Here is a 16,937-nt window from a genome sequence, read left to right on the forward strand (position 1 = left end):
AAAAAACACACCCTTACTGGGTGCGTCTCTTGTTAAATCATGTATTCGACGCTATAAGTAGCATCAGATAAAATCCGTGAAAGGAATTGTTTGGTTCGTTCTTCTTTTGGACTGTTGAAGAATTCATGGGGTTCGTTTTCTTCGATGATGTGTCCGCCATCCATAAAGATAACGTGGTTGGCTACATCACGCGCAAAGCCCATCTCATGGGTTACGACAACCATGGTCACTCCTTCTTGGGCCAATTGCTTCATGACATCTAAGACATCACCGACCAACTCTGGGTCTAACGCTGAAGTCGGCTCATCCAGCAAGATCACGTCTGGTTTCACTGCGATGGCACGCGCGATTCCGATTCGTTGCTGCTGACCACCTGACAATTGAGAAGGATAGTAATCTTTATAAGCGAGGAGACCAACTTTTTCAAGGGCTGATTCTGCCCGTTGGATGGCTTCTTCTTTTGGAATCTTACGAGCTACAACCAGTCCTTCTAAGATATTTTCAAGCGCTGTTTTGTTGGCAAAGAGATTATAATGCTGGAAGACAAAGGCTGTCTTTTGGCGGATTTCTAGAATCTCTTTTTTGCTGAGTTTTGAGAGGTCGTACTCTTTTCCACCTAGGGTTAGGTGGCCTGTATCTGCCTTTTCCAAGTGGTTAAGGCAGCGAAGGAAGGTTGTTTTTCCTGATCCAGATGGACCTAAAATAACGACGACATCCCCTTGGTTGACCTTGAGATTAACATCTACCAGGACTTGGTGGTCCTTAAATCTTTTCGATACGTGTTCTACTTCTAACATCTTCTTATTTCTCCTTCTTCTATGCGAGTGTCAGGCGTTTTTCTAAGCGATTGAATCCCCACTGAATCACCCCACAAATGACAATATAAAGAATAAAAATCACTAGATAGGATTCAAAATATTGATAGCCATAAGAGGCTTCGACCTTGGCAATAGCGGTGATATCCTTGATGGTCATGACAAAGACAAGGGATGTTCCTTTGACCAAGTTGATAACCAGGTTACACAAATTAGGCAGGGCTGAACGCAAGGCTTGTGGAAAAACAATGCGGATGTAGGCTTGGCGATTGGTCAAACCAATGGCTTGCGCTGCTTCTAGCTGGCCCTTATCCACAGTCAGAATGGCTGACCGTAGAATTTCAGCAAGACTCCCCGTTGTCATCAAGCTAAAGATGATAAAGGCATAGTAAATGGGATTGATCTCAAAGACATTAAAGTGACTGCCAATACTCTTAAAAAAGCTATTTAAGAGGCTGGGAAAGAGACTATAAAAGAAGAGAATCAAGAGAATCGGAGGCGTCGCGCGGATAAAGGCTAAGTAAACCACTGAGAAACTGCGAACACCTTTGACCTTATAAATCTGACCGAGTGCCAAAAAGAGGGCTGGAAAGAAACTCAAAAGAATCGATACGACCATGATCAGAAGGGTCACTGGAACACCACCTAAGGTGGCTAGAAATGCTTTACTAATAAAATTGAAATCCATAAGCTACCTTTCTGTTACACTGAGTCGTTTCTCAAGGAGTTGAGCGGAGAAGGAGATCACAAGGGCAATTCCCCAGTAGATCACTGCTACAGCTGTATACGTTTCGAGGGAATAATTCCCAAGATTGCGGCTAATCAAGTTGTTGCCTGCTCCCATGATATCGATAAAGCCAATGGTATAAGCCAAAGCGGCATCGCGCATGAGGTTCAAGATGGCAGTCGTCATATTTGGAAGAGCCACGCGAAATGCTTGGGGAAGGATAATCCGCCAAATGGTTTGGGCTGGCGTCAAGCCGATACTCAAGCCCGCTTCCATCTGACCTTTTGGAATGGCCAAATAGGCTGCCTTGAAAACTTCAGAGATCATAGCGGCAAAGAGAAGAAACATGGCAACAAGGACAAAGACAAACTTGGACCAGTGGTCAATGTCAATGCCCAACCACCAGTTCAAAAATTGGGGGAGTCCATAAAAGACCAAAAAGAGCAAGACAATCGGAGGAGTACAACGCAAAGTAAAGACATAACCTTTTGCCAGACCTGCTCCTACCTTATCTTCTGATACTTGTGCCCAGGTTAAAACCAAGCCAAATGCAGAACCGAGAACCGTCGTTAAAACCATCAAAGCGAGGGTCGCTGGTAGAGCTTGGACCAAGGTTGGAAGAAATGACCAGACCTTGGAAATGTCGTATGAGACCATGTTTCTTTTCCTTTCTGTATCCGTATAGAAATAAGGAAGCTGGGGCTATGCGCACCCAGTTCCATCTTATTTCTCTTTATCTACATAACCGAAGACATCTTCACCGAAATACTTTTTCGACAATTTAGCAAGTGTCCCATCTTTTTCTAACTCTTTGATAGCCTTGCTGTATGCTTCTGCAAATTTTTCGTTTTTCTTATCCTTATGGATCAATGGGTAAGTTGGAATTCCTTTGTAGGCAAACCAGCTCAGTTTGTCCGCATATTGGTGGTAAGAACCATCTTTATCTGTGATAGCTTTTTCAAAGGAAAGTTTGATGTCAAAGAAGGCATCGTAACGCCCTTCAAGAACCCAAGCATAAGCATCTGCGACTTTGAAAGATTCCGCAGCTGTTAATTCGATTGGTTGGTCCTTATGCTTTTCATTGTATTCTTTAATAACATTCCATTGTGCATTTTGTGGTGAAATTGGAACCAATTTTCCTTTTTCTTTAGCGAAGTCATCGATGTTCTTGTATTTATTCGCATCTTCTTTCCGTACGGTAAAACCGATGATACTTGCTCCAATTGGTTCTTTTGGAATGATAAATTTCTTGGCACGTTCTTCGGTATACCAAGCTCCTTTGGTTCCGATATCGTATTTACCAGATTCTAGACCGATCAAGAGATCGTCATCACTCGTTCCAGTGTACTCAAACTTGTAGTCTGGTAGTTTTTCATCAATGGCTTTGAGAACGGCTACTTCATAGCCATCTGATTCTCCTTTTTCATCGACGAAATCATACGGTACATAGTTTTGAGTGTGGGCTACTTTCAAGGTTGTTACCTTGTTCGATCCTGTTGAATCTTTGCTGTCGTTTGCATGGTTCAAGCTCCGTCCAAGAATGGTTGCACCTGCAATGGCAAGTACTGCCACCCCACCGATAATCCATGTTTTTTTACTCATACTTTGTTCTCCCTTTTTCTATTTTCCTTATTCTGCTGCAGCTTCACGAACCCATTCGATTCGTTCTTCATCAATGTCACTTGGAATGGTACAATCGGCACCAATGACCAAGCCTGTCGTTCCTGTTTCTGCGATGATGCGTTTGGTTTCTGCTTGGATCGCAGCCTTGTCTCCTGTGTAGAGAAGACCATTTTTGCCATTTTCAAAACCACCAAGAACCGTGCGTCCACCGAAGATTTCGCGTCCTTCTGCTAGGCTGATTCCTTCTGGTCCGACTGCCCAGTTAATGACTTGGGCTGGGTAGTCTGTGAAAAGATGGATATCATTGCGGGCTCCTTCGTAGCCACAGATATGAAGGATATTTACGCCATCGGCTTCATTAGCTGCCTCTAAGACATGGAGTTCGCTCGGTGCAATAATGTTTTTATAAACTTCTTGTGTAACCCGCGCATCTTGGATACTTTGAACACTGAGGTAGATCCCGTCTGCTCCTGCTTCTTTGATGATTCGTTGGCTCAAACTGGCAATATCTTGGCCAATCGTATCCAATACTTTTTTAAGAGTTGCTGCATCTTGATCGATGAAGTTTGCGATCAAGTCATCTCCTCCTGAAACTTCTCCGACCAACCATTTGAAGTAGGTCACCGGAGCAAAGATATTGTAGATAGCCACAATGTCTTCTTCAAAACCGGCACGGATTTTTTTAACGAGCTCTACCTGCTCTGTGATCCATGGATGATCTGCTCCGAGTGGTTCAATCCCTGCTAAGTCAGAGATATTTTCAAGGCCTTTGTGAATGGCTGGGTTTGGATAAGCAAAGTAACCATCACTCATGAGTTTGACAAAGTCTGGTTTGACCTTGTGAAGGAAGTTTTTATGGCCATTGAGGTTTTTTTCAATAATTTCCGGATTAGAAAATCCTTTCAACCATTCTTCTTCTGTTGTAAAATGATGCCAAAATCCAACTGGCACACGGTCAACCGCTTCTCCTTTAAAAGCTTTTAAGACTAATTCTCTTTTTGCTGACATGTTCTTACCTCGTTCTATTCTTTTCTTGTTTGTTATCTTATCACTTCAATGATGCTTTTACTAATATATATTTTTTATCAAGCTCTTCATCTTTTTTTATCACTGATCTTCGAGAAGAAGAATTCCTGCTAGATCAGACGGGCGAAGGAGGGAGAAACTATGAGTTGGAATCTTCTCCAGTCTTGCCATATCTGGATCTTTTTTTGCTTTCCCCTGGTTGCTTGCTAGAGCGACTTTACTGAGCCCTAGAAGCAAAAACAAAACGGTTACCAGAATACACCATACATTGATCTTTTTCATCTCCCTCTCCTTTCTTCTTACAATACAGCTGCTTGACGCACCCAATCTAAGCGTTCCAATTGGAAATCATCTGGCACGGTACAGTCGATCAAACCACGGCTTCCAGCTTCTGCCACCAAGCGACGCGTTTCTTGCTCGATCGCTTCTCGTTCCCCTTGGTAGAGCAAGCCTTTCTTGCCATTGACAAAGCCACCCAAAACGGCACGATCGCCGAAAAGTTTACGACCTGCGGCTAGGCTAAGGCCTTCATGATGGGTCGCCCAGTTAATGACTTGGGCTGGATAATCCTTGAAGAGCTCCACTTCATTGCTGGCCCCTTCAAAACCACAGATATGAAGGATATTGATGCCTCCAGCTTCATTGGCCGCTTCTAGGACAGCGATATTGCTCGGTTCAATGATCTTGCGGTATTCTTCATCTGTCACACGCTCATCTTGGACCTGCTGGGTTGAGAAGTAAATCCCTTCAACACCTGCTTCTTGGATCAAGCGGCGACTTAAAGTAGCGATATCTCCTGCAATCACGTCAAGGACATGAGCTAAAGTTTCTGGATCTTCCTTGATAAAGTCTGCAATCACTTGGTCTCCACGGGATTGATCCGTACGGAACCAGCGTTTCAAATAAGAAATGGGCGAGAAAATATTGTAGAAAGAAGCAATCTCTTCATGGAAATGAGAACGAATTTCCTTGACCACTTCAATTTGTTTTTCAATCCAAGGATGATGCTCCCCGATGGGCTGAATATCCTTCAATTCTTTGATTGATGTGATCTCTTTCGAATAAAGTGCACTCGGATAGCGGAAGAAGCCATCGCTCATGATCTTGACAAAATCAGGTGAAATTTCTTCAACATAGTGTTGGTGTCCTTGAATACTTTTTTCTACTACAGCCGGATTGTCTAGCCCCAATTCTTTTTCTTCTTGGGTCACATAATGGAGCCAAAATCCTACAGGGATTCGTTCTACTGTTTCGCCTCGAATGGCACGAAGAACCAATTCTTTTTTACTCATACTGTACATCCTCCTCATCTTTTCTCCAAAAGAAAGACTAACTGCTTCCCTTCTGGAATTTGTAACCATGATATCACCTCGAAAAGTGGCTGACTAATATATTTTCCCTATCAAGGCCTTAAAATTTCTTTATTGAGAAAGGCATCAAAAAAAGGCAAGTCCTTGAAAATAGGGACTTGCGAGTATCTTTCTCGATTGTTTCATTTTAAAAGAAAAGAGCTGCTTTGATCTTTTTTTGATCCGGTTATAGCATAAAACTATACCCCTTCTTTTAAGCTGAAAAATGGCATCTATTGAGGTGAAAAAGCCCTTCATATCAACATTTCTTTCTTCCTATTCATTTTACCATTCCCTGGATCCCCTTCTTCTCTTTCTTGTCAGGCAAGATTGAAAGGAGTATAATTTTTATAGAATAATTTTAAGGAGTGTACGGTTTATGAAAACAACAAAAACCACCTTTACCATCGTTTCTGCTCTTGCTTCTGTCATTTTACTGACGAGTTGTGGAAGCAACACCAACAAAACGCAAGAGACAAAAGCAAGTAGCACTAAAAATCAGGTGACGATGACCTATGATCAGCAGCGCTCACAAGAAAATACCATGTCTGTTCTCTGGTACCAAAAGGCAGCAGAAACCAAGGCTTTGTATTTACAAGGCTACAATGTCGCTACTGACCGTTTGAAAGAGATCCTCCAAACTCCTTCTGATAAGCCTTATTCCATCGTCTTGGATTTGGACGAAACTGTTTTAGACAACAGCCCTTACCAAGTTCAAAACGTCAAAGATGGTACGGCCTTCAATCCTAAAGATTGGGATGTTTGGGTGAAAAAAGCAGCCGCAAAAGCGGTGCCAGGTGCCAAAGATTTCCTTCAATATGCGGATCAAAACGGGGTTCAAATCTACTACATTTCTGACCGTACAACCTCTCAAGTAGATGATACCATCAAAAACCTTGAAAAAGAAGGCATTCCTGTTCAAGGACGTGACCACCTCATGTTCTTAGAAGATGGCGTCAAATCAAAAGAAGGCCGTCGCCAAGCTGTACAAGAAAAGACCAACCTTGTCTTGCTCTTCGGGGACAACCTGGTCGACTTTGCAGACTTCTCTAAGACCTCTGAAGCTGATCGCGACAAGAAATTGGACGAATTGCAAAAAGAATTTGGTGAAAAATTCATCATCTTCCCAAATCCAATGTATGGATCATGGGAATCTGCTGTTTACCAAGGTAAAAAACTAGATGCCAAGGGACAAACAGAAGAACGCCTCAAAGCCTTGCAAGGTTTTGATAAATAAAGCAAACATCCTCGCTAGGAAAAACCTAACGAGGATGTTTTTTTCTATATAGATAATTTTATTCAACTGTTACAGACTTAGCAAGGTTCCGTGGTTTATCAACATCGAGCCCACGATGAAGGGTTGCAAAGTAGGCAATCAATTGGGTTGGTACCACCATTGAGATTGGAGAGAGGTAAGGGTGAACCGCTGTCAAGACCAAATCATCTGTCTCTTTAGCGACATTTTCTTCTGCAATGGTTAAGACATGAGCCCCACGTGCTGCCACTTCTTGGATGTTTCCACGTGTGTGGCTGGCTAGGACTGGATCAGACAAGAGGGCGATAACCGGTGTACCCTCTTCGATCAGAGCGATAGTACCGTGTTTCAACTCACCCGCAGCGAAGCCTTCACATTGGATGTAAGAAATTTCTTTTAGTTTCAGACTGGCTTCCATAGCAACATAGTAATCTTGGCCACGTCCAATATAGAAAGCATTGCGGGTTGTTTCCAACAAGCCACGAACTTTTTCGTCGATCACTTCTTTTTCTGAAAGGGTTGATTCGATCGATTGGGCAACGATAGACAATTCGTGCACCAAATCAAAGGCTTTGGCCTTCTCATTGCCATTGGCTTCCCCAACAGCTTTAGCCAGAAAGGCAAGGGCTGCGATTTGAGACGTATAAGCCTTGGTGGAAGCGACCGCAATTTCAGGACCAGCATGGAGCAACATAGTCATGTCTGCTTCACGTGAAAGAGTAGATCCTGGAACATTGGTCACTGTCAAGCTTGGAATGCCCATTTCATTGGCTTTGACCAATACTTGGCGGCTATCGGCTGTTTCACCAGATTGGCTGATAAAGATGAAGAGTGGTTTCTTGCTGAGAAGTGGCATGCCGTAGCCCCACTCAGAGGAGATACCGAGTTCTACTGGAGTATCCGTCAACTCTTCTAGCATTTTCTTAGAAGCAAATCCAGCATGGTAAGAAGTTCCAGCTGCAAGAATGTAGATGCGGTCTGCTTCTTGAACCGCTTTGATGATAGCTGGCTCTACCACTACTTGACCAGATTCATCTGTATAGGCTTGGATCAACTTACGCATGACAGTTGGTTGCTCATCGATTTCTTTGAGCATGTAGTATGGGTAAGTCCCTTTTCCAATATCAGAAAGGTCGAGTTCAGCCGTGTAGCTAGCCCGTTCTTTGACGTTGCCATCATAGTCTTGCACTTCAACGCTGTCAGCCTTGACAATGACCAACTCTTGGTCATGGATTTCCATGTATTGGTTGGTTTCACGAATCATGGCCATAGCATCAGAGCAAACCATATTGTAACCATCTCCAAGACCGATCAAGAGTGGTGACTTATTTTTCGCTACATAGATGGTGCTTGGATCTTCCGCATCCATCAAAGCAAAAGCATAGGCCCCACGGATGATGTGGAGGGCTTTTTTGAAGGCTTCAAGCGTAGACAAGCCCTCTTCTTCAGCAAATTTTCCGATCAAGTGGGCTGCGATTTCTGTATCTGTTTGCCCCTTGAAATGGTGACCAGCCAGGTATTCTTCCTTGATTTCAAGGTAGTTTTCAATGACGCCATTGTGTACCAAAACAAAACGACCTGTCTCCGAACGGTGTGGGTGAGCATTGTCCTCAGTTGGTTTTCCATGAGTGGCCCAACGGGTATGTCCAATTCCCGCTTCCCCTTCGACACCTTCTGCCTTAGCTGACAATTCTGCAATGCGACCAACTGCCTTTACCAATTGGCTCTTGCCTTCACTAGCCAGAAAAACACCTGCAGAGTCATAACCTCGGTATTCGAGCTTTTCAAGTCCTTGAATCAAAATATCAGTAGCATTTGTATTTCCTACAACACCAACGATTCCGCACATAGTCTTTACGATATAGTCTTGCTATACTTTCCCCTTTACTTAGTCAAACGACCCATGGTCGATTTCTCAGTTACTGTAAATTGGTCTAGTCTAATTTACCAAAAAAGTAACCATTGGAGTCAGTATACAATGCTTTTTCCAGTTTGTCAACTAGGAAATATAAGAAAATTGGTCTAGTTAAGGAAGGGTTAAGAAAAACCTATCAACATCTTGGTTGATAGGTTGCTTTTTCTACTCTTCAAATCCATTCTGCTGGCTCAATTCACGGAACCAATGGCCGGATTTTTTGAGGGTGCGTTTTTGACTTTCGAGATCCAACTCAACTAAACCATAGCGGTTCTTGTAGCCATTGAGCCAAGACCAGCAGTCAATAAAGGTCCAGATCAAATAGCCTTTACAATTGGCACCATCTTGAATAGCCCGATGGAGCTCACGAAGATGGTCTTTGACAAAGTCAATCCGGTAGTCATCTTGGATCACCCCATTCTCGCGGAATTTTTCCTCGCCTTCGACCCCCATCCCATTTTCTGTCAAAATCCACTCGATATTGCCATAGTTTTCCTTGATATTTTTGGCAATGTCATACAGGCCTTGCTCATAGATTTCCCAACCACGGTGGGGATTAATCTTGCGACCTGGCATGACATAGGGTTCATAAAATTGCTCAAAGAGTAGGGGAGAAGCTGGATTCGGAGCATAACGAGGAGCTGCTACACGGAGTGGTTGGTAATAGTTAACACCTAGATAGTCGACGGTATTTTCCTCCATCAAGCGCAACTCAAAGGGATCATAATCTGGCAAGAGATCACGCTCCCGCAAGATCTCCACTAATTCTTGAGGATAATGGCCAAGAACAGAAGGATCTAAAAAAGATTTGGCTTGGAAGAGCTCGGCGATACGAGCGGCTTTAACATCTTCTGGATGCTGGCTCCGAGGGTAGGCTGGTGTCAGATTGAGCACAATCCCGATCCGGGAATTGGGATCCACCTCGTGACAGGCCTTGACCGCTAGAGAGCTTGCTAACTGGGTGTGGTAGGCTACTTTTACAGCTGTAGCTGCATCTACCTTATGAGGAAAATGGGCATCATAAAAATAACCAAACTCCACAGGTACAATGGGTTCATTAAAGGTGATCCACTGGTCGACCAGATCCCCATAGGTCTTGAAACAAAAACGCGCATATTCTTGATAAGCATAGGCGGTTTCCTTGTTTTCCCAACCATCGCCCTGCTCTTGGAGAGCCATCGGCAAATCAAAATGATAGAGGTTGACCAAGAGGTGAATCCCTTTTTCCTTAATCTTTTCAAAGACACGACGGTAGAAATCGACACCTGCTTGATTGATCTCCCCTCGGCCTTCTGGGAAAATACGGGACCACTGGATAGAGGTTCGAAAGGCGGTGTGCCCAGTTTCTAACAAGAGATCCAGGTCGTCTTCCCAGTGTTCATAAAAAGTGGATGTTTTCTCTGGTCCCTGCCCTTGATAAAAGCGATTGGGTTCGATCCTATACCAGTAATCCCAGAGATTGTCACCTTTTCCATCCTGATCTAGACGCCCTTCTGTCTGTGGACCCGAGGTCGAACTCCCCCATAAAAAATCCTTTGGAAATTGAAACATGTCCTAATCCTCCTCATTCTACTAGCTCTATTGTAACGAATATCCCCCCAAAACCTAGGCACAATTTACAGTCTTTCTTACGCAGATTAAAGAAAAAGCTCCCTTAGAAAAATTCCTAAGAGAGCTGGTCCTCATTATAAGTCATTCACGACATATTCAAAGAGTTTGTGGTCTGCTGGACTCTTGTCAAAACGCAATTCCGGATGCCATTGAACGCCGAGAAAACGACTTTCATCTATGGATTGAACCGCCTCTATGACGTCGTCTTTGGGATCCCGCGCGATCACTTCTAAGCCATCTGCCAAGTCTTTAATACTTTGATGATGGAAAGAATTGATGCGACTGGTCTTACCATAGATCTCTTGCAGGACCGTCTGATCCTTGGTCACCAACTCTTGGCTGGTGTACTGACCTGGATTGTCTTGCCAATGGTGTTCAATGTCTTGATACAGCGTTCCCCCTAGAGCGACATTATAGAGCTGGGTCCCACGACAAACGGTAAAGATAGCTTTTTTAGCCGCACGCGCTTCTTCAATCAAGGCCAACTCAAAGAGATCGCGTTTCAAGAGGTAGTCATCACTGTCGATGGTGATTTCTTCTCCGTAAAACTTGGGCAAGACATTTTGTCCACCGGTGATGATGAGCTTATCAATCATCGATATGTAGTCTTTGGCCAAGGCCGCATCTCCAATCGGCAAGATCAAAGGAATCCCTCCTGCCTCTTTGACCGCTTCGACAAAACCAGTCGCCGCATAACTCATGTTCGCGTCTGGATCATCCGGGAAGGGTCTTTCATTTCCTGTAATTCCAATCACTGGTTGTTTTTTCATACTTTTTCCATATACTTTCATTCATTTTCAAAGCTTATTGTAACACAATTTTAAGCCAGACTCAATGGAGTTTTTTTGAAGAGAAGGTCTTTCCCTCTACCCCAAAAGCATTTAAAATTGCTTTCTATCAAAAAATCCTCAAGTGCGAAGACTTGAGAATTGTTTGTTAATTTTTGATAAATCCTTCTTTCACCAAAAAGTCACGCGCTACTTGGGCAGCAGGTTTTCCTTCTACTCCCACTTGGTAGTTCATCTGGCTCATCTGGGCTTCCGTAATTTTACCCGCCAACTTGTTCAGAATGCCTTCTAATTCTGGATGTTTCTTAAGGAGAGCTTCTTTCATGAGGGGCGCCCCTTGATAAGGTGGAAAAAGTTGCTTGTCATCTTCAAGGACCACCAGGTCATAACGAGCCAGCTCGGCATCCGTTGAGTAGGCATCTGTTATCTGGATATCCCCAGACTGGATAGCCTGGTAGCGAAGAGCTGGCTCCATGGTGGAGACTTGTAGATGAAGACCATAGACCTTCTGCAAGCCCTTGTTTCCATCCTCTCGGTCGGTAAACTCCAAGGTAAAGCCTGCCTTGAGTTGTCCTTCCACCTTTTTCAAATCTGAAATAGTCTTGAGTCCATACTCTTGGGCAATCTTCTTAGGCACTGCAACAGCATAGGTATTTTGATAAGCCATCGGTTTGAGCAAGGCCAGGTCGTCTTGTCGCTTAATCCCATCTCGGGCTGCTTGATAGACTGCTTCTGGATCATGGCCGACTTGTGGTGCTGGCTTGAGGAGACTCTCGGTCACAGTCCCTGTAAACTCTGGATAGATAGCGATATCCCCTTTTTTCAGGGCTTCATAGAGGAAGGTGGTCTTGCCAAAATTCGGTTTGACAGTCACTGTCATATCCGTATTTTTCTCGATCAAGATCTTATACATATTGGCGAGAATTTCAGGTTCAGGACCCAACTTCCCAGCAATGACCAGATTTTCTTTTTTCGGTTTGGGAAGAAGACTTGGCGTATAAGAAGCTCCTAATCCAATAACCATCACAGCAAAGGCTGCAAAGATGGTCCGCAATTTGGCCTTTTCCATCCATTTGAGAAGAAGGTTAAATGCGATGGCTAAGAAGGCAGAAGATAGGGCACCGATCAAAATCAGACTGGCATTATTGCGGTCAACCCCTAGGAGGATAAAGGAACCGAGTCCCCCAGCTCCAATCAAGGCAGCTAGGGTAGCTGTCCCAATAATCATCACGGCTGCCGTGCGAATCCCAGACATAATGACGGGCATGGCCAAGGGAATCTCGAACTTCTTGAGTCGCTCCCACTTGGTCATACCAAAGGCGATTCCTGCTTCTTCAAGGCTTGGATCAATCCCCTGTAAACCGGTGATGGTATTTTGAAGGATCGGGAAAATGGCATAGATAACGAGAGCTGTCAAGGCCGGAAGCGTTCCGATTCCCATGATGGGTATGAAGAGGCCGAGAAGGGCCATGGAAGGAATGGTCTGGAAGATCCCAGCTAGCTGTAAAACCCAGTTGCTTGTTCTTTTGTGAATACTCAAATAAATAGCTAGAGGAACAGCCAGAAAAATCGCAAGGAGCAAGGTCAGTAATGACAGTTGCAAATGTTGCCCCAGTGCAGTGAGCCAGTCCCCAAAGCGCTCTTGAAAGGTTGCAAATAGTTTAGACATGGTGAGCACCTCCAAATAGATCTGCAACAAAGTCGTTGGCTGGCTGGTCTAAAATGGACTCAGAATCCGCTACCTGTACAATCTCTCCTTCTTGCAGTACTGCAATCCGGTCGCCTAATTTTAAGGCCTCGTCCGTATCGTGGGTCACAAAAATAGTGGTCATACCGAACTCCTTGTGCAATTCTTTGGTAAGAGCCTGCAACTGCTTGCGAGAGATGGCATCCAAGGCTGAAAAAGGCTCGTCCATCAATAGAATTTTTGGTTCCCCAATGATGGCGCGCACAATGCCAATCCGTTGCTGCTCTCCACCAGATAACTCGCTTGGTAACCGATGAGCATAGTCTGCCGCAGGAAGCCCCACCTTGGCCAAGAGTTCTTCTGTTTTCGAAGCGATTTGCTCCTTGCTCCAGCCCTTCATCTCAGGAATCAGAGCTATATTTTCAGCAACGGTCAAGTTTGGAAAGAGGGCAATGGCTTGAAGGACATAGCCGGTGCTGAGACGTAACTCCCGTTCATCATAGTCCTTGATACGTTTCCCATCCATATAGATATTGCCATCAGTCGGCTCCAAGAGACGGTTGACCAGCTTGATCATGGTGGTTTTTCCAGACCCTGAAGGACCCACTAGCACCATAAATTCTCCATTTTCAATGCGGAGATTGACATCTTTCAAAATGTCCTTTTCCGTGTAGCGCAAGGCTACATGTTTGTATTCAATCATTTAATCTTCCTCAAGCAACTGTCTTTCTTTCAAAACATCTATTAAACTCATAGCTGGACGTCCTAATACCATTTCGACATCTGTTGAAACCCCAGCTTGTTCCCCAACTTTGATAGCTGTATAGGTACTGACCCAAGCATCGTACTCCCAGTTTTGTGCTGGCCATTTTTTCCGTGACTCATAGGCCTCTTCTACCGATTCGTCTACATACGTGATGGCATTACCGGTCTCTTTTGAGAGAAGCGCTACGATTTCCTCCATAGAAAGTTCCTCTGGTCCTGTTAGATTCAAGGTTTGATTTTTCCACTCCTTAGGATTTAAAAGAATTTCTGCTGCAACCCTAGATGTGTCCTTACGGGCAACAGCTGACACCTGCCCACTGCCAGCCGGACCACGAATCTCTCCATTTTCAAGCGCAATATCAATCAAGAAGTCCAAGTAAAAATTATCTCTCAAAAAAGTGTAGGTGAACCCTAACTCCTTGATATAGGCTTCCGTCTGGGCATGATCTCGAGACAAGGTAAAGGTTGCTTTTTCATCTGCTCCGTAAAAGGAGGTATAGACGATATGCTGCACCCCAGCAAGCTTTGCAGCATCTAAAAACTCCTTGTGCTCCTTGACACGCTCTGGATTTTCCCGAGCAGAGACCATCAATAAGACATCGATACCCTTTAAGGCCTCAACTACTTTTGGAGTATTGGCATACACCATCTTACGAATTTCCGCTGACGCGTAGACTGTTGCCCGCTCTGGACTTCTTGCCAGATGGATAGAAGCAATTCCTTTTTTATCGACAAGATCAGCCACATAGGAACCTAATTTCCCTGTTACACCTGTAATTCCAATCATAACTGTTGCCTCCTTTCCCTAGATGTCATTTTCTTTAGCTTTTAGATTGTCAATAATACGCTCTTGATAGGCTTCAAATTCTCGGATTTCTTGATCTGAAAAACCTTGGTAAAAAATCTCTCCCAGTTCTTTGCTGACACGGTTTCCAATTTCTTTTTGCGCCCAACCAAGGTCTGTCAAAGAGATATATTTTTTCCTTTTATCCTGTGTGCAAGGTTGAATCGTAACCAAGCCTTGTTCTTCCAATTTCTTAACCATACTGGTCAATGTATTATTAGCTAGACCCGTCGCAAGAGCGATATCGGTCGCAGTAGCGCACCCCAACTCTTGCTTCCACAAAATCGTTAAAATTTTCCCCTGTTCACTTCGGTATTGGGCATCTGATTCCTTGCTCAAGAGTTTTTGAAAAAGTCGCCCGTTCAATAAGCGTATCTGTAAAGCTTGGTAGCCCCCTTGTATCTTGTCCATTTTGTCTCCTTTTTATTTCTATATCGAAATATTAAAGTCATTGTACCACTGCCTGTTACATCTGTCAACTGTTTCGATATAGAAATAACATTTTTTTCTAAGATACTCTTCAAAGGATTCTTGACGACCTCAAAATTGCCAGACTTATTCTCTTTTTTCACAATTTTTCTTGGAAGAAGAGCAACATTTAAACTCCTTGTAGAACAACACTGAGTTTTACATCTGTTCACTGTAATGCAGAATGAAATTTGTTAAAAAGCCTCGGTAGGGTTCTTCCTACCGAAGCTTTTTTTGATGAAAGAGATAAGGGTTAATGTCCTTTATGCTTGTCTCTTCGTTTTTGCTGTTTGCGTTCGAATTTCTCTTGTTTGAGCAATTGCTTTTGGACACTAGATTGATGTTTTGAAATCTTTTTCCTTTCCTCATACTGCAACTGCAATAGTTCTTTCGACTTGGAAGAAATTTTCTTCTTTACTTGTTTCTTCACAGCTCGCTGTAATCGTTTAGGATTCTTGATTTTTACATGTTGCTTAACTGTAGCTTCTGGACTAAAAGATAAATGAGTAAACTGAGTCTGTAACATCTCTAGAATTTCATCATCTTTTGGCTCCTGACCAAATGTCACACGACAAACTTGATAAGCTTCTCGATACACTTGTTCGAACAAACCATGCCAAAATCCATCTTCAAAATAAACTGTCAATCCAATTGAAATTGTTTCCACGACAGCACCTCCTTAAATCTATCCCTAAGAATGGACAACCAAGGAGGAAGGTTACTGATAGGCTTGCCTACGTCTGGACTACCAACCAGAACTGTGTTTTTATCTTAGTTGGGACTATTATAGCATATTTATAATCTTATGTTATTGCTTCTTCAAATGCCTATCAAAAAAATGAATCGTAGCCAACCAAGAATCCTTACTCTCTTTCATCAATAAACGCCAATCTTTTCGATAGCGATGATTGGGTTGATAAGCCACTGTCAACATGTGACCTATTTCATGATATTTTTTAAATGTAATGTGGTGGCCTTTATAATGTGAGACAATATTGGCTATTGCTGACGAGGCATCCCATATTTCATCAACAGTACTTCCGAGCAATAAGATTGGCGAAGAGAGTCTACTAATGTCTATCCTAGCAGAGCGATCTTTAGGGATAGGTTTTCTAAAAAGTTTGCTAAACAGATAATCTCTCAGTCGAAACTTTTGATAGGTAAGTTCCTTTTGCAAATACGTCCAAGAAGAAGTATGGGAGTTCCATTTCCCTTTTATCCCTTCATACACCACATCAGAGGGTGAATTTAGTACCAAACATTGAACGTCATTAAAAATGCTCTCCTCAGCTAAAACTAACTCTGCTCCCTTAGAACGTCCATAGATTCCAATTCTTTCACTATCTACTTGATGATACTGACGTAGATAATCCTTTGCTTCCACAAGGCACTCTAAAGGAATACGTTCCAAATTTTTTGGCAACCCCTCTAAACCAAAGTAGGCAACTGCTAAGCAAATATAACCTCTAGAAGATAGAAGCTGAGCTATATTCTGTGCCTTTTCAATCCTTCCTTCACTACCGCTCACAATAATCAATGCTGGTGCTTTTATTGCCTTTTTATCATAAAATAGTCTCCCTTGAAAATGTTTCCTGTAAATATCTTGATGACTAATTTGCGAACTCATGTAATGTCTTTTGAAAGTTCTCTCTGCAACGACAGTATTACCTTGTATAATTTTGATTTCCACAAAAAAGTGATCTAATAAGGGAATTTTAGAAAGAGAGTTTGGAAGTTTCTTTTTCCTATTGGTCAAGGGCTTGGTATTAAAGAATAACCCCATTGTTGCAATATCTTCATAAGAGCCAGAACAAGATGGAGTTTGCGAAATATCAATAATACCATTCTTATCTGATACAAAAGTCGCTGTTGATTTCCATAAAACATTATGAGCTAAAAGCATAGGAGCATTGATACAATAATAATCAGATAAATACATTTCGACTCGATAGGTTTCTCTTGGTTTTAAGCCATCGATGACAATATTAAAAGATTCGTCTGCTAAATCAGACTCTGAGATCAGTTCAATTTGTATATTCATATCTTCCTCTTTTTGTTAATATA

The 16,937-nt window shown here is 43.0% G+C and carries 17 protein-coding genes; 1 reads left to right on the forward strand and 16 read right to left on the reverse strand.

The window, feature by feature from the left end; translation table 11 throughout:
- Positions 1 to 32 precede the first annotated feature (32 nt).
- From HMPREF2904_RS05980 to HMPREF2904_RS06010, 7 genes are all read right to left on the reverse strand, one after another.
- Positions 33 to 797: an amino acid ABC transporter ATP-binding protein gene (locus tag HMPREF2904_RS05980; protein WP_070660956.1), complete on the reverse strand. Its 765-nt coding sequence runs from the start codon at positions 795 to 797 to the stop codon at positions 33 to 35.
- Between the two features lie 19 nt (positions 798 to 816).
- A complete protein-coding gene (locus tag HMPREF2904_RS05985) occupies positions 817 to 1,503 on the reverse strand; it encodes an amino acid ABC transporter permease (RefSeq protein ID WP_070660959.1) in 687 nt (228 codons plus the stop codon).
- Between the two features lie 3 nt (positions 1,504 to 1,506).
- Complete coding sequence (locus tag HMPREF2904_RS05990; protein WP_070660961.1) at positions 1,507 to 2,199, reverse strand: amino acid ABC transporter permease; 693 nt, start codon at positions 2,197 to 2,199, stop codon at positions 1,507 to 1,509.
- Positions 2,200 to 2,265: 66 nt separating this feature from the next.
- A complete protein-coding gene (locus tag HMPREF2904_RS05995) occupies positions 2,266 to 3,144 on the reverse strand; it encodes a transporter substrate-binding domain-containing protein (RefSeq protein WP_070660963.1) in 879 nt (292 codons plus the stop codon).
- A 27-nt stretch (positions 3,145 to 3,171) separates the two neighbouring features.
- On the reverse strand, positions 3,172 to 4,173 hold the full coding sequence (locus tag HMPREF2904_RS06000) for a uroporphyrinogen decarboxylase family protein (RefSeq protein WP_070660965.1): 1,002 nt from the start codon (positions 4,171 to 4,173) through the stop codon (positions 3,172 to 3,174).
- A 99-nt stretch (positions 4,174 to 4,272) separates the two neighbouring features.
- The gene (locus tag HMPREF2904_RS06005) at positions 4,273 to 4,473 is read right to left on the reverse strand and encodes a hypothetical protein (protein ID WP_070660966.1); all 201 of its coding nucleotides are present in this window, start codon (positions 4,471 to 4,473) and stop codon (positions 4,273 to 4,275) included.
- Between the two features lie 17 nt (positions 4,474 to 4,490).
- On the reverse strand, positions 4,491 to 5,492 hold the full coding sequence (locus HMPREF2904_RS06010; RefSeq protein ID WP_371106545.1) for a uroporphyrinogen decarboxylase family protein: 1,002 nt from the start codon (positions 5,490 to 5,492) through the stop codon (positions 4,491 to 4,493).
- A 427-nt stretch (positions 5,493 to 5,919) separates the two neighbouring features.
- Here HMPREF2904_RS06010 and HMPREF2904_RS06015 point away from each other — a divergent pair, with 427 nt between their 5' ends.
- Positions 5,920 to 6,777 carry a 5'-nucleotidase, lipoprotein e(P4) family gene (locus HMPREF2904_RS06015; protein ID WP_070448942.1) on the forward strand — a complete coding sequence of 286 codons (858 nt, stop codon included), beginning with the start codon at positions 5,920 to 5,922 and terminating at the stop codon, positions 6,775 to 6,777.
- Between the two features lie 58 nt (positions 6,778 to 6,835).
- Here HMPREF2904_RS06015 and glmS read toward each other — a convergent pair whose 3' ends face one another.
- The 9 genes from glmS to HMPREF2904_RS11745 all read right to left on the reverse strand — a co-directional run bounded on the left by glmS (position 6,836) and on the right by HMPREF2904_RS11745 (position 16,914).
- Positions 6,836 to 8,644: a glutamine--fructose-6-phosphate transaminase (isomerizing) gene (gene glmS, locus HMPREF2904_RS06020; RefSeq protein WP_070660972.1), complete on the reverse strand. Its 1,809-nt coding sequence runs from the start codon at positions 8,642 to 8,644 to the stop codon at positions 6,836 to 6,838.
- 231 nt (positions 8,645 to 8,875) lie between these two features.
- Complete coding sequence (locus tag HMPREF2904_RS06025; protein ID WP_070660975.1) at positions 8,876 to 10,261, reverse strand: glycoside hydrolase family 1 protein; 1,386 nt, start codon at positions 10,259 to 10,261, stop codon at positions 8,876 to 8,878.
- Between the two features lie 134 nt (positions 10,262 to 10,395).
- Positions 10,396 to 11,091, reverse strand: coding sequence for a gamma-glutamyl-gamma-aminobutyrate hydrolase family protein (locus tag HMPREF2904_RS06030; RefSeq protein ID WP_176744611.1), 696 nt, complete (start codon positions 11,089 to 11,091; stop codon positions 10,396 to 10,398).
- A gap of 166 nt (positions 11,092 to 11,257) precedes the next feature.
- Positions 11,258 to 12,778, reverse strand: coding sequence for an ABC transporter permease/substrate-binding protein (locus tag HMPREF2904_RS06035; protein WP_070660981.1), 1,521 nt, complete (start codon positions 12,776 to 12,778; stop codon positions 11,258 to 11,260).
- The gene (locus HMPREF2904_RS06040) at positions 12,771 to 13,499 is read right to left on the reverse strand and encodes an ATP-binding cassette domain-containing protein (protein ID WP_070660986.1); all 729 of its coding nucleotides are present in this window, start codon (positions 13,497 to 13,499) and stop codon (positions 12,771 to 12,773) included. The genes HMPREF2904_RS06035 and HMPREF2904_RS06040 overlap by 8 nt, the downstream gene beginning before the upstream one ends.
- Positions 13,500 to 14,348 (reverse strand): SDR family oxidoreductase, encoded by an 849-nt coding sequence (locus tag HMPREF2904_RS06045; RefSeq protein ID WP_070660988.1) that lies wholly within the window; start codon positions 14,346 to 14,348, stop codon positions 13,500 to 13,502.
- A gap of 18 nt (positions 14,349 to 14,366) precedes the next feature.
- A complete protein-coding gene (locus HMPREF2904_RS06050) occupies positions 14,367 to 14,816 on the reverse strand; it encodes a MarR family winged helix-turn-helix transcriptional regulator (protein ID WP_070660991.1) in 450 nt (149 codons plus the stop codon).
- A 310-nt stretch (positions 14,817 to 15,126) separates the two neighbouring features.
- On the reverse strand, positions 15,127 to 15,540 hold the full coding sequence (locus HMPREF2904_RS06055; RefSeq protein ID WP_070660994.1) for a YjdF family protein: 414 nt from the start codon (positions 15,538 to 15,540) through the stop codon (positions 15,127 to 15,129).
- Positions 15,541 to 15,681: 141 nt separating this feature from the next.
- Positions 15,682 to 16,914 carry an acyl-CoA thioesterase/BAAT N-terminal domain-containing protein gene (locus HMPREF2904_RS11745; RefSeq protein ID WP_070660996.1) on the reverse strand — a complete coding sequence of 411 codons (1,233 nt, stop codon included), beginning with the start codon at positions 16,912 to 16,914 and terminating at the stop codon, positions 15,682 to 15,684.
- Positions 16,915 to 16,937: the final 23 nt, after the last annotated feature.

The sequence above is a fragment of the Streptococcus sp. HMSC072G04 genome (assembly GCF_001813295.1).
Taxonomy (GTDB): Bacteria; Bacillota; Bacilli; order Lactobacillales; family Streptococcaceae; genus Streptococcus.

Bases quoted from the DNA above. Each gene is read 5' to 3' on its own strand.
- HMPREF2904_RS06040 (WP_070660986.1), bottom strand. From the start codon at position 13,499: ATGATTGAATACAAACATGTAGCCTTGCGCTACACGGAAAAGGACATT.
- HMPREF2904_RS05990 (WP_070660961.1), bottom strand. From the start codon at position 2,199: ATGGTCTCATACGACATTTCCAAGGTCTGGTCATTTCTTCCAACCTTG.
- glmS (WP_070660972.1), bottom strand. From the start codon at position 8,644: ATGTGCGGAATCGTTGGTGTTGTAGGAAATACAAATGCTACTGATATT.
- HMPREF2904_RS06000 (WP_070660965.1), bottom strand. From the start codon at position 4,173: ATGTCAGCAAAAAGAGAATTAGTCTTAAAAGCTTTTAAAGGAGAAGCG.
- HMPREF2904_RS06025 (WP_070660975.1), bottom strand. From the start codon at position 10,261: ATGTTTCAATTTCCAAAGGATTTTTTATGGGGGAGTTCGACCTCGGGT.
- HMPREF2904_RS05995 (WP_070660963.1), bottom strand. From the start codon at position 3,144: ATGAGTAAAAAAACATGGATTATCGGTGGGGTGGCAGTACTTGCCATT.
- HMPREF2904_RS06045 (WP_070660988.1), bottom strand. From the start codon at position 14,348: ATGATTGGAATTACAGGTGTAACAGGGAAATTAGGTTCCTATGTGGCT.
- HMPREF2904_RS06035 (WP_070660981.1), bottom strand. From the start codon at position 12,778: ATGTCTAAACTATTTGCAACCTTTCAAGAGCGCTTTGGGGACTGGCTC.
- HMPREF2904_RS06010 (WP_371106545.1), bottom strand. From the start codon at position 5,492: ATGTACAGTATGAGTAAAAAAGAATTGGTTCTTCGTGCCATTCGAGGC.
- HMPREF2904_RS06015 (WP_070448942.1), top strand. From the start codon at position 5,920: ATGAAAACAACAAAAACCACCTTTACCATCGTTTCTGCTCTTGCTTCT.
- HMPREF2904_RS06030 (WP_176744611.1), bottom strand. From the start codon at position 11,091: ATGAAAAAACAACCAGTGATTGGAATTACAGGAAATGAAAGACCCTTC.
- HMPREF2904_RS11745 (WP_070660996.1), bottom strand. From the start codon at position 16,914: ATGAATATACAAATTGAACTGATCTCAGAGTCTGATTTAGCAGACGAA.
- HMPREF2904_RS05985 (WP_070660959.1), bottom strand. From the start codon at position 1,503: ATGGATTTCAATTTTATTAGTAAAGCATTTCTAGCCACCTTAGGTGGT.
- HMPREF2904_RS06005 (WP_070660966.1), bottom strand. From the start codon at position 4,473: ATGAAAAAGATCAATGTATGGTGTATTCTGGTAACCGTTTTGTTTTTG.
- HMPREF2904_RS05980 (WP_070660956.1), bottom strand. From the start codon at position 797: ATGTTAGAAGTAGAACACGTATCGAAAAGATTTAAGGACCACCAAGTC.
- HMPREF2904_RS06050 (WP_070660991.1), bottom strand. From the start codon at position 14,816: ATGGACAAGATACAAGGGGGCTACCAAGCTTTACAGATACGCTTATTG.